Origin of the sequence: Bacillus sp. HNG (genome assembly GCF_003400205.1) — a bacterium.
Lineage (GTDB): Bacteria > Bacillota > Bacilli > Bacillales > Bacillaceae_L > Ferdinandcohnia.
The window spans coordinates 666,128-679,675 of the sequence record NZ_QUQV01000001.1 but is presented as its reverse complement, the minus strand read 5'-3'; the positions used below and the strand labels follow the sequence as shown (position 1 = coordinate 679,675).

Genomic DNA, 13,548 nt, shown 5'->3' with positions numbered 1-13,548 from the left:
TTGAAATAATTGTATTGACATGGTAATCTTCTTGCAATAAAATAAATTGTGAAGAATAACTTCACTTTCAACATGTTATTTAGGAGCAAAGTTCCATCAGGATGTGAAATCTTCTTCAATTAAAAAAGGGGGAAATCGAATTGAAAAGATTGAAAAGGCTTTCAATGTTGTTGATCGTTTTAATGCTTTTTGTTGCAACTGCCTGTTCGAAAACTGAAAGTACAGGGACAAATGACGAAGGTAACAAAGATCAGGAAAAGAATGTTGAAATTAAGTTTTGGACGATTTCGCTAAGCCCTACATTTGATGATTACATAAACGGTTTAATTGACCAGTTCGAAGGAGAAAATCCTGGAGTAACGGTGGTATGGGAAGATATTCCATACGATACTGTTGAACAAAAGACATTAACTGCTGCAGCTTCTGGACAGCTTGCTGATGTTATGAACTTAAACACAGACTATCTTAAGAAACTTGCAGCTGTTGGTGCTGTTCTAGATCTTACAGAAAAAGCAGCAGATGTAAAAGATGATTTCTTTGAAGGCGTATGGGAAGCAGGAAATTTAGGTGACAAAACATATGCTCTTCCTTGGTATCTATCAACTGGTGGTCTTTTATACAATAAGGAATTATTAGAAAAAGCAGGTATTGACCATCCGCCTGCAAGTGAAGAAGAAGCTTGGGAAATGTCAGAGATTCTTTATGAGAAGTTGGGGGTATATGGAAATACACCAATTGATATCCATTTATTCTTACCACAAAATGGTATTCCTTTAGTCTCAGAAGACTTAAAGAGTGCTGCCATTAATACGCCTGAGGCAGTTGAAGTATTTAAGACTTTTAAAGAGCGTTTTGATAAAGGCTTAATTCCAAAAGAAATCTTGTTAGCTCAAGCAAAACCAAACGAGTGGTATGCACAAGAGAAAATGGCATGGTGGGGCACTGGTCCGCAACTTTATCGTCAAGTTAAAGATTTATCCCCAGAAGTATATGAAAAATCTGATGCGGCACCAGCCATCGTTGGTTCATCAGGATTTAGACATGTTTCGATTATGAACATTGCGGTTTCTGCAAAATCAAAGGCTCCTGATGAGGCTGTTAAATTTGCTAAGTTTGTTACAAACGCTGAAAGTCAGTTAGCATTCAGTAAGATTGTGGCAATTCTCCCATCAGTAAAAGAAGCTGCGGCTGATGAATTCTTTACCCAAGGTGAAAATTCGGATGATCCTGCAGAAAAAGGTAAATTTTATGCTGCAAAACAGTTAGATATTGCAAAGGATATGTTTGCTCCTGTTGAGAATATTTCAGAAATTAATAAGGCTGTCAACGAAGAATTCCATAAGGTCTTATTAGAAGATAAAGATCCACAGAAAGCGATTGAAGATGCTGAAGCAAAAATTAATGAGCTTCTTAAGACGAAATAACATACATCAAAAACCTAGCATCCTTTAATTAATAGAACAATAGTAATTATCTATGGCATTCATGATTGCTTAGGCATAGTGAATGCCTTCTTTTCTAAGGAATAACTAATTACTAAATTAGGCTGAAATGAGTAGCCTGGTTGAAACCGACTAGCATTCGTGACTATGGTAGGAGTGATTGTATGTATAAATCAAGACACGCTTGGATGTTTCTTTTACCAACCGCTATATTGTTAACGACGTTTACCTTACTTCCAGCGCTGGCAGCGTTAGGACTTAGTTTTACAGACTATAATGTATTCATGGGGACGGTAGATTGGGTTGGGCTTGAAAATTTTATTCGAGCTTTTAAAGATGAAGAGTTTTGGAATGCCTTAAAAAATACGGCGTATTATTGGATTTTAGTTACACCTGCATTAGTCGTTCTACCCGTTTTTCTGGCAATTCTCGTTAATCAACAATTAATTGGCATTAAGCTATTTCGATTAACGTATTACTTCCCAGCACTTGTTTCTGTTGTCATTACCGCTATTTTATGGAATTGGCTATTTGCAAGTGACGGAATCTTCAATTACTTATTAAGCCTTATTGGAATAAATCCAATTGATTGGTTAACAAGTAGGAAGTTTGTAATGATTAGTCTAGCGATTGTAACGATATGGCAAGGCTTAGGTTACTATATGCTTTTCTATCTAGCAGGACTACAATCGGTGCCCACAGATCTGTACGAAGCAGCTGAATTAGATGGGGCAGGGTTTTGGAAGAAACATATTCACATTACGTTTCCTATGTTGAAGCCTATTATATTTTTTACGGCCGTCATATCAACAATGTCAGCGTTCAAGGAATTTACATTAATGTTAACAATGACGGATGGCGGACCAATAGGTGCATCCAAAACGGTTGTGTTCATCGTTTTTGAAAAAGCGTTTAGGCAATTGGAAATGGGATATGCGAGTGCGATTTCTTTTATTCTATTTATTATCATACTCATTTTGACTTTGTTAAATAAACGGACATTGGATAACCAGTCTTAAGGAGGTAGAGTAGTATATGCAGCCTACACAAACAAATACTAATACAGTACCAGACATTAAACCAAAAAGGCAGTTTCGGAATCTACCGAGTAAACGGAAGATTAGTCGCCTGATTATCTCCTATTTCTTTTTGAGCGTCATTATGGTTGCTATGATTGTTCCTTTTTTTTGGTCAGTATCGACTGCATTAAAAGGACAAAACGAAGCCATTTTTTCATTTCCTCCGCAGTTTATTCCTGAAAATATCACCTTAGATAACTTTATTACAGTATGGAATACACTCCCCATTCCTCTTTACTTATGGAATAGTACGATTTTAGCCTTTTGGGGGGTTCTTTTGCCATTGTTATTCTGTTCGTTAGCAGCCTTTCCTTTAGCTCGTATGAACTTTAAAGGGAAAAACATTGTATTTTTAGTGATTTTATCCACAATGATGATTCCTGGAGAGGTCACAATGATTCCAATCTATTTAATTCTAGAGAAACTCCACCTAATCGGTTCTTTTTCCGGAGTGATATTGCCTAGTGCAGTTACGGCATTTGGTATCTTTTTGATGAGGCAAGCATTTATGGGTATCCCTAAGGAAATAGACGAATCTGCCATTATTGATGGTGCAAAACCTTGGCAAATATGGTGGTATATCATGATTCCAATGGTAAAGCCGATGCTAGCAACATTAGCCATTTTAAGTTTCATAGGTTCCTGGAATAATTTTTTATGGCCGCTTCTTGTTTTACAGGATCCAAACACATATCCGTTAACAGTGGGCTTATATGACTTAAAAGGAGCCTTTGTAACGAATACTCGATTGGTATCTGCTGGTGCAATAATCGCGCTCATACCAATATTAATTGTTTTTGTAGCTTTTCAGAATTACTTTATTAAAGGTGCCTATAGCAGTGCCGTTAAAGGGTAGAATTTGCTCAAGAAAAATTCTAATCGTATCCAATTATTTAACAAAATTTATATAAGTGATTCACTGTAAATTTTTTTGAATAAGAGTGAAGAAATAAACCTTTTTGGTATTTTGAGGGTGGATTATTCTTTCAGTGTATTGGAACGATGTTGAAAAAAGGGGGAAATGATGAAGAAAAAAGAGTTTTTGAACGTAATATATAAACAATTAATCGTATCGTGTCAGGCTTTAGAGGATGAGCCATTACATGGGTCGATGTACATGGCTAAAATGGGCGTTGCTGCGAAAATGGGTGGAGCTGTAGCGATACGAGCAAATGGGAAAGATGATATCATTGCCATTCGAAAAGCGACGGGCTTACCTACGATTGGCATCATAAAAAGAGATTATCCGGAAAGCGATGTGTTTATAACACCAACCTTAAAGGAAGTTAAGGAGCTAATAGAGTCTGAAACGGATGTTATCACCCTTGATGCAACGTTTCGTGAGCGACCAAACGGGGTTACTTTCAACGATTTGGTTTGGTATATACGAAATCATAGTTCTAGTCTAATCATGGCTGATGTATCTACTGTTGCAGAAGGTATTGCTGCAGTTGAAGCGGGGTGTGATCTCATTTCTACTACGCTCTCAGGATATACGCCATATAGTCCCCAAATTGAAGGACCTGATTTTGAGCTTATTAAGGAGCTTACCTCTAGTTGTAACGTGCCAATTATTGCTGAGGGTAGAATCTCGACCCCGGATGAGGCACTTATGGCCTTTGAAAATGGTGCCCATTCAATCGTTGTTGGATCTGCAATTACGAGACCACAGGAAATAACGAAGAAATTTGTAGATGGAATCAAAAAAGCAGAATTAAAGAAATGATGAGGTGATAAAAATGATTATTAAGGACCTCCAAGTCTTTCCTTTATTATTGCCAATGAAGCAAAGCTTTCAAATTTCAGGAGGGACGGTAGGAGACGGTAATCAAGGTGCACCACATGTTTATGTGAAAATTATATCTGATGACGGTATTGAGGGATGGGGCGAGGCTAGGCCTAGCCATAGATGGAGTTATGAAACGATGGAGACTGTTGTTTCAACCCTTCAGAAATATATAAGACCTGCAATTATTGGAAAGAGGGGGGATGACCTCACTACTTTACATGAAATAATTGACAAGGAAATTTCTTCTGGAATCTCTAAGGGACAGCCCATTTGTAAAGCAGCTGTTGATATGGCGCTTTATGACCTGATGGGGAAAAGTTCCAAAAAATCATTGGCTGAAATATTGCTTGGTAGGTCAAAAGAAAAAATTGACCTTTCTTATCTTATTAGTACAAGAAACATTGAGGAGGCTGCTGATAAAGCCAAATATGCAAGTGAGAATGGTTATAAAGCGGTTGATGTGAAAATCGGATTCAATGTTGATTTTGATATGGAAGTGTTGGAAACAGTGAGAGCAGAAGCCCCCAATCTTTTTTTAAGGGTGGACGCTAATCAAGGTTATACTCTACCCGAAGCAATAAAAGCAGCAAAAAAAATGGAAAGAATCGGTGTGGACGTTTTTGAACAGCCCTTAAAAGCAAATGATTTGCTAGGTCATCGAGAATTGAGAAGAAAAACGTCAGTACCAATTGCTTTAGACGAGAGTATTTGGAGTCCAAGTGACGTGTTACAAGCGATTCGTTTAGAAGCATGTGATTATGCTGTGATTAAACTCACCAAAATGGGAGGCATTACGGGTGCAAAATTAGCGGGAGAAATTTCAAAAGAAGCAAACCTTGGTTTACTAGGCGGTGGTTTAACAGAATCGTCTTTAGGACTCACTAGTAGTGCACACTTGTTCAATTATTTAGGAATCACTCTTCCTTCTGATTTGAATGGTCCGTTTTTCCTCGCGGATGATCCGATTCAGAACAAAGGAGATATTGAGATGGGAGCAATCTTACTACCTTCAGGCTATGGTATCGGGTGCGAAGTAGATATTAATAAGCTTGAAACGTATAAAACTCTAGTATAGCAGGAGGATAAAATGGCTCGAAAAATCAGATTTGGAATCATTGGTTGTGGTGTGATTTCTCCTTTACATGCTGAGGCGATTAAAGCATGTCCATTTACTGAACTTGTTGCAGTTTCTGATTTGAGATTAGAGGCAGCAAGGAAGTTTGCCGAAACTTTTAGTGTCCCTACCTATCTATCTGATTATAAAGAACTTCTCGCGATAGAAGATATAGATGTCGTTTCAATCTGTACACCTAGTGGGACACATGGTCAAATTGCCATTGATGCAGCTATAGCTAAAAAACATATTCTTTGTGAAAAACCCCTCGAGATAAGGTCTGAACGGATGACGGAAATGATAGAGACTTGTAGGGAACAAGGGGTAAAGTTAGGTTGTGTTTACCAGCGAAGAGCCACAGCCATTGTTAAAAGAGTTAAAGAGGCCATCTTAAACAATGAGATTGGTAAATTGATACTTTGTGATGCCTACTTAAAATATTATCGAGACCAAGCCTATTACGATAGTGCAGGTTGGCGTGGTACATGGGAAATGGACGGTGGAGGGGCTCTAATGAATCAAGGTGTACACGGGATTGACCTATTTGTGTGGTTAACAGGTGGGGTCTCGAAAGTTTTTGCAAGAACGGCTGCTCTATCAAGAAAAATTGAGGTCGAGGATACGGCCGTGTCTGTTCTAGAATGCAAGAACGGAGCTTTTGGAGTTATTGAAGGTACCACCTCTGTTTTTCCTGAGAGGAATACTCGAATTGAGCTTTATGGAGAAAAAGGCACAATTATCTTTGATGATAATGGCATCCAAGAGTGGATCACCATGGAAAAAGGAAATATTACGAAAGAGATAAAAATTGACCAGGAAAATATTGAAGGCGTAAGGTCAATTGGCCATTATTATTTTATTGAAGATATGGCTAAAGCAATTATCGAAGACCGAGCCCCTATGGTGCCTGGTGAGGAAGCAAGGAAAGCTGTTGACTTAATCCTGTCAATCTACAAATCTTCTAAAACCCAAAAAGAAGTTTACTTGTAAGGTAGGCTTCGTTATGAAAATCTATGTGAGTGTTGATATGGAGGGAATCGCAGGTGTTTTACTACCTGAACAGTTGAAAAAAGGAGAACGGGCCTATGAAGAGGCCAGGAAACTCTTAACTGCAGAGGTAAATGTAGTGATTGAGGCGCTAATTGAGGCTGGTGCTGATGACATTTACGTGAAGGATGCTCATGGTACAGGGTACAATTTTATCGCTTCAGAATTACATCATGGGGCGAGATACTGTATGGGAGCAACAAATGTATCCAATCGCTTTCCTGGGTTGGATTCATCGTTTGATGGTGCTATGTTAATCGGATATCACGCAATGGGTGGAACTGAATTTGCAATTAGAGACCATACAATGACATCGGTTGGTTGGCAATCTATACATCTCAATGGAAGGCCTATTGGTGAGATAGGAATAGATAGCCTAATATTTGGCTTACATAATGTACCCGTCCTTTTCGTGACGGGAGATAAGAAGACGTGTGAAGAGGCAAGTAAGGAAATTCCTAACGTCCGAACTTACGAAACAAAAGAGGGGTTGGGAAGGCACGCAGCATTGGTTAAACCACCTAAGCTAGTATATAGGGAATTAAAAGAAATGATAAAGGAATCAATTGATCATCGAGAAAATGTGTTGCCTGTAACATTAGATGGACCATACGAACTAGTAATGAAATTTTTTAGCACAGACCAAGTAGATCAAAGGTATTTTGATGGTATGCGATGTAAACGTATTGACGGATTAACAGCTGCATATTCATGTGACAATATTCTTGAGGTTCTTTCATTAGCTTTCTAAATAGTTGTGGGTGGAGGTGGAATAACAATGGAATATTCACTTGGAATTGATATTGGTGGTACAAAGATAGCGGCGGGTATTATGAATAGAGAAGGCAGTGTCTTAATTAAGAAAACATTTTCTACACCCCAAGATACAAAGGATGCGATTATTCAGTTACTCGAAAATATCATTTTTTCCCTTTCTGAGACAGCGAAAATGGAAGGGAAAAAGCTGGTTGGCATAGGAATAGGTACTGCTGGACAAATCGATTTCGAAAAAGGCAAAGTTCTGTCCGGAACAGCAAATATCAAAGATTGGAATGATGTTCCATTAAGAGATATTCTTTCAAAGAAAACAGATTTGCCAATTTTCATAGAAAATGATGTAAATGTTCTTGCCCTCGCTGAACAACAACTTGGTGTAGGTAGGAATGTTGAAAATCTTATATGTCTCGCTCTAGGCACAGGTGTTGGTGGTGGTGTAATCACAGGTGGTCATTTACTTCGAGGTGCATGGGGCGGTGGTGCTGAATTAGGTCACATTACAGTTGATATGAATGGGCCTTTATGTAACTGTGGATTTCAGGGGTGTGTTGAGACTTATTCATCAGGAACGGGAATTGCAAGAATGATGAGGGAAGAAATAAAATCTTATCCTGAAAGCGAAGGGAATAGTGAACTCTTATATTATCAAAAACATCCAGAAGAAGTAACAAGTAGACTAGTATTTGAATTAATGAGTGCAGGCAATGTAGTAGCTGAAAAAGTGGTGGACACAGCTATTAATGCCCTATCATTCGCGATAGTTAGCATGATCCATACCTTCAATCCTACACTGATCATCCTTGGTGGCGGTGTATTACACGAGGGTGAATGGTTTATTCAAAAGGTTCGAAAGAGAGTAGGTGAATTGGGGATACGTTCCCTTGTTGATCCAGTTGAGATAAAAGGGACCCAACTCGGTAATGATGCTGGAATAATAGGCGCGGCCATTCAACCATGGGTGTATGGAGTGGATGTAGGGGTTAAATAAGAAGTGAATAAACAGTATCATTCACAATTTAAGGAGGATCGGCAATGAAACAGATAAAAATTGGAGTTATTGGTGCTGGAAGTATTTCAGACCTTCATTTTGGTTCTTATGCCAAGAATGATCATGTCAAAATAGTTGCAGTTTGTGATCTCAATATTGAAAGGGCAGAACAGAAAGCAAAGACATATGGTGCAGAGCATGTGTACACGGATTACCATGAGCTTTTAGCTCATCCCGAAATTGACGCAGTCAGTATATGTACATGGAACAATAGTCATGCTGAAATAAGTATTGCCGCACTTAAAGCTGGTAAGAACGTACTTGTAGAAAAGCCATTATGTAAAACGGTAGAAGAGGCGTTGGCAATTGAAAAAGCTGTAAAGGAAACTGGTAAGCTCCTCCAGGTTGGATTTGTTCGACGGTACGCAAGCAACACACAGATTCTTCAAAAATTTATTCAGAATGATGAGTTAGGTGATATCTATTATGCGAAAGCCTCTTGTATTCGAAGATTAGGTAATCCAGGTGGATGGTTCTCTGACATAGAACGTTCCGGTGGGGGACCATTAATTGATTTAGGTGTTCATATGATTGATATATGCTGGTATCTAATGGGGCGGCCAAAAGTAAAATCGATTAGTGGTAATACATATCATAAACTTGGAAACAGATCAAATATTGAAAACTTATCCTACTATAAAGCATCAGATTTTGATGCAACAAAAAATACAGTAGAGGATCTTGCGAATGCTCTCATCCGATTTGAGAACGGAGCATCATTATTTGTTGATGTAAGTTTTTCACTTCACGCGAAGAAGGATGAAATATCTGTTAAATTATTTGGAGACAAGGGTGGAGCGGAAATTGAACCTGAACTCCTAGTCGTTTCAGAAAAGTACGATACAATTGTTAATTTGAATCCACAAATTGACAATTTGTCATTTGATTTTGTGAAGGCATTTCAATCCGAGATCGATTATTTTATTGATTGCTGCCGTACTGGAAATGAAACCATTAGTCCTGTGGAAGATGGAGTTGAGATGATGAAAATTTTATGTGGAATATATGAATCTAGTAAGAAGGGTACGGAAATTCACTTTTAATGTACAAATTGGGATCCTAATTGATTAATAGACACTAAGCTGAAAAGAAGGTGTAGGAATTGAATACGTTGACGAAATCGAACCCCATTTTAATGATTACAAGTATCTATAAATCACTAACAAAGGCCGAACAAAAAGTAGCAGATGTCGTAATGATAGACACGGAAGAAGCTGTTTATTCGTCAGTAACAGATCTTGCAGAAAAATCTGGAGTAGGAGAGACGACTGTTATTCGATTTTGTCGGAAGCTTGGATTTCGTGGGTATCAGGAGTTTAAGTTAGCTGTTGCACAAAACCTTGTTAGTCCTGAAGAGCATGTTCATGGAAAAATTGAAGAGAATGACACGCTTGAAGTCGTTTCTCGAAAAATTACAACCCAAAACACACATGCACTTGAAAACACGCTTAACTTATTACAGACACAAACACTTGAGAAAGCTGCCAATGCGATTGTCTCGGCAAATCGATTGTTTTGCTTCGGCATTGGTTCATCTGGGATAACAGCATTGGACGCAAATCACCGGTTCATGCGTTTCGGATATAACGTTATCCATTCTGCTGATTCACATGTCATGGCAATGAATGCTGCCCTCGTAACAAGGGATGATGTTGTCTTTGGCATATCCACCTCAGGAAGTACAAAAGATGTGGTTGACGCAATTCGAATTGCTAAGGAAAATAACGCATTTGTCATTTGTTTAACCAATCATGCACGATCACCCATTACAAGGTATGCTGACGTTATTTTATTAGCGGCGTCCAAGGAGTCACCACTCCAAGGTGGTGCATTTGCTTCAAAGATTGCACAACTTCATTTACTCGATATTTTAACAACTGTGATTGCCTTAAAGGATAAGAACCAAACCTTCAAATCTATTGAACAGACAGCAAAAGCGGTTTTAGATAAAATGTACTAATTTTTTCTTTGCAACAGATGCAGTTTTTTTTGCTGCATCTTCTTTTATAAGCTGCAGTACAAATTTACGAATAAGGTTGGGGTGAATATAATGAAAACCAGTGTTAGTATGTATAGTTTACATAAATATACAGTAAATGAAAATCTGGATGTGTTTGGTTTTATTAATTATGCATCTTCTATTGGTCTAGAAGGGGTAGAACTTTTAGACATGTACTGGAAAGATGTGGAGCAAGAATTACCAAAGGTGAAGCTTATGTTGGCAGAAAGAAATCTGATGGTAAGTGCCTACGATATTTCAAATAATTTTGTGAAAACCAGTGAAGATGAAAGAAAAATGGAAATTCAAAAAGTATACGACGGGATAGATATTGCTAAAAATTTGAACACCAATGTCGTTCGAATTTTTAGTGGTGATGTAACTGAAAACGTTTCCTTCGAACAAGGTAAGTCTTGGATTATTGAATGTTTAAAAGAATGTGCTAGTTATGCGGAAAAACAAGGGATTATTCTTGCAATTGAAAATCACGGTTATTTCGCTGGTAGAAGTGAACAAGTTATTGAATTAATTGAAACTGTCGGTTCTACTCATGTTAGAAGTACTCTTGATACAGGTAATTTCCTTTTAGTAGATGAAGAGCCTAGTCATGCCGTAACTGCACTAAAAAAATATGTTGCACATGTGCATTTTAAGGATTTTGTTAATGTAGGAACAGATTACGAGGGGCATTTTTTTCTCTCACTATCCGGAGGGGAATTTTTAGGAACAATCGCAGGGGAAGGAAAAGTGGATTTGCATCATGTCATTCATGAGCTAAATAGTGTCAATTACGAGGGATGGCTCTCTGTAGAATATGAAGGAACTGACGATCCAAAGGTAGGAACAGAGAAGTCAGTGGATAATCTAAAACAAATATTGCAAGCTTTGTAGATTTTAAAACCTACAAAAGTGGAGAGCCACTTACATTCCCAATTCAAATCATAATCGAACCACTCGAACTTACCTTACTAAGAATTTGGAGTGGTTCGTAATATTGTAATATATGAGCTTTAATCCTTCCAATCTAGAAAGAGGTGGTATAGTGTTCGCGCATGATGGAAAGTTGTTTAGAGTAATGGAGGTAATTGGAAATATCTGTTTCTTAAATGTATTATGGCTTATATTCTCGCTTCCTATCATCACAATCCCAGCTTCAACCTCTGCCATGCTTGGAGTCATTAAGGACTTAGCAGAAGGTAATGAGCTCTCTTTACCAAAAGCGTTTTATGGTCACTTTAAGAAATTATTAAAAAAAGCAAGTATGATTGGGATATTTCAATTTCTAATTGGACTTGTTTTGGTAGTGGACCTTCTCGTTATGTGGAATCTAGAGAGGGTTTTTCGTTATCTCATGTTTCCCTTATTTGGCTTATTTGCGCTGATTTTTTTATCGATGTCTTTATATATTTATCCATTGTTAGTGGATTTTAATATATCGAATAAGGAATTGATTAAACAATCGTTTTATTTATCAATAACACGACCTGCTACCCCAATTATCATGTTCCTTTTTATCAGTATCATTATTTTCACTTGGACCTTTGTTCCATTTCTACCTATTTTATGTGGTTTTAGTCTTTTAGGGTTTGCGAATTACTATACTTGTAAAAGAACCATCTCTAAAAGAATGACTGTTGAATAAAGGGGTTTGTTAGGGGTCGAAAAGGAAATAAAAAACAAAAAGAGGAATAGATATGAAATATATAATTTCTTCATACGCTTTATACCATCAGCCAATTGAAAAAGCCATATACACCCTTCTTGAACAAGGGTGGAAGAAGATTGAAATTATGTGTGAAGGCCATGGATATGAGCTGCTTTCCTGGAATGAACAAAAATGTAAACAACTTTTAGATTTACTATTAAAACACCAAGCGAAAGTTCAATTTCATTTGCCGATTCATAAGTTTAATCCTGCTTCCTGTGATCCAATAGTTATCAAGGAAACAGAAGACATTTGGAACAAGTGTATTAAATTAGCCAAATACTTTCATAGTGATTATTTACTTTGTCATCCTGGTAGATCCTCAGATCATCAAAAAGGGCTAACTAACATTCAGGATTTTTTTAATAAAAAGTATAATGAAATACCTGAAAACACATTTCTTCTACTGGAAAATGTCCCCCCTTATAAATATGAAATTGGAGCTACGAGTGATGATTTATTAACTATTCTGAGTGCAATTGATAAAGATAAGGTGGGACTATGCTTTGATACAGGGCATGCGTACTTAGCCAGTAAAGGTCAGTTTGTTGAGGAATTGTTAGCCCTAAAGGAATTTATAAAAGGATTTCACATCAACGATAACCACGGAATGAAGGATGAACATTTAGCGCTTGGAGATGGAGAAATTCCTTTTGATTTCATTCTCGAATTGATAAAGGAAAAAGAATATTATATTAATTTTGAAATGAAAAAAATAGAATATGTAAATCAATCTGTTAAACGATTCCCATAAGAAAATGAATGTATATGAAAGGAGTTTGAAACTTGCTGCCATATCGGTTACTAGCGTTAGATTTGGACGGAACAACCTTAAATGATAACAAGGAAATTACTTTCCCCACTAAATACTGGATTAAACAGGCAATTGAGAATGGGGTGATTGTTTCTATTGCTACTGGTAGGGGGCGACAGACTGCAGAGGCGTTTAGAAAAGAATTATCCCTTAGTTCACCAATGGTGTTTTTAAATGGTGCAGAGATATGGAAAACACCGGATGACCTATTTGAAAGGCATTATTTAAAGACTCAGGACATCCTTAGACTTCACCAACTTGCTACCCAAACCGACTCCTGGTTTTGGGGCTTTACTGTAGACCGCTTCATTAGAAAACCTGACTGGCAGGATGAGGATATAAATGATAGATGGATGAAATTTGGATTATTAAATAATAATGTAACTTTAATCAAAGAACTAAAGCTTGAATTAGAAAGTTGGGGTCATCTAGAGATTACTCAGTCCGCAGAGAATAATCTTGAGATATCAGCAAAAGGAATCACAAAGGAATATGGTATCCGAAAGGTTTGCAGTTTGTTAGATATCGAATTAGAGAACGTAATGGCGATCGGGGATAGTTTTAATGACTTGCAGTTACTAACATCTGTTGGGTTAGGTGTTGCAATGGAAAATGCATCAGATGAGGTGAAGAGAGCTGCCGATAAGATCACATCCTCAAACGAAAAGGACGGGGTAGCAAGGGCCATATGCCAATACATTTTCGAAATCGATTATCGTGAGAAACTTTGATAC

Annotated in this window: 14 protein-coding genes; all 14 read left to right on the top strand. The window is 37.5% G+C overall.

The features are described 5' to 3' along the window. Positions 1-140: 140 nt before the first annotated feature. On the top strand, positions 141-1,424 hold the full coding sequence (locus DZB84_RS03250; RefSeq protein ID WP_116350802.1) for an ABC transporter substrate-binding protein: 1,284 nt from the start codon (positions 141-143) through the stop codon (positions 1,422-1,424). A gap of 182 nt (positions 1,425-1,606) precedes the next feature. Then, positions 1,607-2,461: a carbohydrate ABC transporter permease gene (locus DZB84_RS03245; RefSeq protein ID WP_116350801.1), complete on the top strand. Its 855-nt coding sequence runs from the start codon at positions 1,607-1,609 to the stop codon at positions 2,459-2,461. Between the two features lie 16 nt (positions 2,462-2,477). Beyond that, on the top strand, positions 2,478-3,377 hold the full coding sequence (locus DZB84_RS03240; RefSeq protein WP_116350800.1) for a carbohydrate ABC transporter permease: 900 nt from the start codon (positions 2,478-2,480) through the stop codon (positions 3,375-3,377). 168 nt (positions 3,378-3,545) lie between these two features. Then, positions 3,546-4,247, top strand: coding sequence for an N-acetylmannosamine-6-phosphate 2-epimerase (locus DZB84_RS03235; protein WP_116350799.1), 702 nt, complete (start codon positions 3,546-3,548; stop codon positions 4,245-4,247). Between the two features lie 13 nt (positions 4,248-4,260). Beyond that, the gene (locus DZB84_RS03230; protein WP_116350798.1) at positions 4,261-5,385 is read left to right on the top strand and encodes a mandelate racemase/muconate lactonizing enzyme family protein; all 1,125 of its coding nucleotides are present in this window, start codon (positions 4,261-4,263) and stop codon (positions 5,383-5,385) included. Positions 5,386-5,397: 12 nt separating this feature from the next. After that, positions 5,398-6,414, top strand: coding sequence for a Gfo/Idh/MocA family protein (locus tag DZB84_RS03225; protein WP_116350797.1), 1,017 nt, complete (start codon positions 5,398-5,400; stop codon positions 6,412-6,414). A 13-nt stretch (positions 6,415-6,427) separates the two neighbouring features. Further along, entirely contained in the window at positions 6,428-7,222 is a 795-nt protein-coding gene (locus DZB84_RS03220) for a M55 family metallopeptidase (RefSeq protein WP_116350796.1), read from the top strand. Positions 7,223-7,249: 27 nt separating this feature from the next. Beyond that, positions 7,250-8,236, top strand: a complete 987-nt coding sequence (locus DZB84_RS03215) for an ROK family protein (protein WP_116350795.1) — start codon at positions 7,250-7,252, stop codon at positions 8,234-8,236. Between the two features lie 44 nt (positions 8,237-8,280). Next, the gene (locus DZB84_RS03210; RefSeq protein WP_116350794.1) at positions 8,281-9,339 is read left to right on the top strand and encodes a Gfo/Idh/MocA family protein; all 1,059 of its coding nucleotides are present in this window, start codon (positions 8,281-8,283) and stop codon (positions 9,337-9,339) included. 92 nt (positions 9,340-9,431) lie between these two features. Next, positions 9,432-10,256, top strand: a complete 825-nt coding sequence (locus DZB84_RS03205) for a MurR/RpiR family transcriptional regulator (RefSeq protein WP_116350868.1) — start codon at positions 9,432-9,434, stop codon at positions 10,254-10,256. 90 nt (positions 10,257-10,346) lie between these two features. Further along, positions 10,347-11,186 carry a sugar phosphate isomerase/epimerase family protein gene (locus DZB84_RS03200; protein WP_116350793.1) on the top strand — a complete coding sequence of 280 codons (840 nt, stop codon included), beginning with the start codon at positions 10,347-10,349 and terminating at the stop codon, positions 11,184-11,186. 151 nt (positions 11,187-11,337) lie between these two features. Beyond that, on the top strand, positions 11,338-11,937 hold the full coding sequence (locus DZB84_RS03195; protein ID WP_189655124.1) for a YesL family protein: 600 nt from the start codon (positions 11,338-11,340) through the stop codon (positions 11,935-11,937). A 52-nt stretch (positions 11,938-11,989) separates the two neighbouring features. Then, positions 11,990-12,754, top strand: coding sequence for a sugar phosphate isomerase/epimerase family protein (locus DZB84_RS03190; protein ID WP_116350791.1), 765 nt, complete (start codon positions 11,990-11,992; stop codon positions 12,752-12,754). A 32-nt stretch (positions 12,755-12,786) separates the two neighbouring features. Further along, positions 12,787-13,545, top strand: coding sequence for a Cof-type HAD-IIB family hydrolase (locus DZB84_RS03185; protein WP_116350790.1), 759 nt, complete (start codon positions 12,787-12,789; stop codon positions 13,543-13,545). Positions 13,546-13,548: the final 3 nt, after the last annotated feature.

Coding starts and splice junctions, on each gene's coding strand:
- DZB84_RS03240 (WP_116350800.1), top strand. CDS start 2,478: ATGCAGCCTACACAAACAAATACTAATACAGTACCAGACATTAAACCA.
- DZB84_RS03235 (WP_116350799.1), top strand. CDS start 3,546: ATGAAGAAAAAAGAGTTTTTGAACGTAATATATAAACAATTAATCGTA.
- DZB84_RS03230 (WP_116350798.1), top strand. CDS start 4,261: ATGATTATTAAGGACCTCCAAGTCTTTCCTTTATTATTGCCAATGAAG.
- DZB84_RS03215 (WP_116350795.1), top strand. CDS start 7,250: ATGGAATATTCACTTGGAATTGATATTGGTGGTACAAAGATAGCGGCG.
- DZB84_RS03205 (WP_116350868.1), top strand. CDS start 9,432: ATGATTACAAGTATCTATAAATCACTAACAAAGGCCGAACAAAAAGTA.
- DZB84_RS03200 (WP_116350793.1), top strand. CDS start 10,347: ATGAAAACCAGTGTTAGTATGTATAGTTTACATAAATATACAGTAAAT.
- DZB84_RS03245 (WP_116350801.1), top strand. CDS start 1,607: ATGTATAAATCAAGACACGCTTGGATGTTTCTTTTACCAACCGCTATA.
- DZB84_RS03210 (WP_116350794.1), top strand. CDS start 8,281: ATGAAACAGATAAAAATTGGAGTTATTGGTGCTGGAAGTATTTCAGAC.
- DZB84_RS03220 (WP_116350796.1), top strand. CDS start 6,428: ATGAAAATCTATGTGAGTGTTGATATGGAGGGAATCGCAGGTGTTTTA.
- DZB84_RS03190 (WP_116350791.1), top strand. CDS start 11,990: ATGAAATATATAATTTCTTCATACGCTTTATACCATCAGCCAATTGAA.
- DZB84_RS03225 (WP_116350797.1), top strand. CDS start 5,398: ATGGCTCGAAAAATCAGATTTGGAATCATTGGTTGTGGTGTGATTTCT.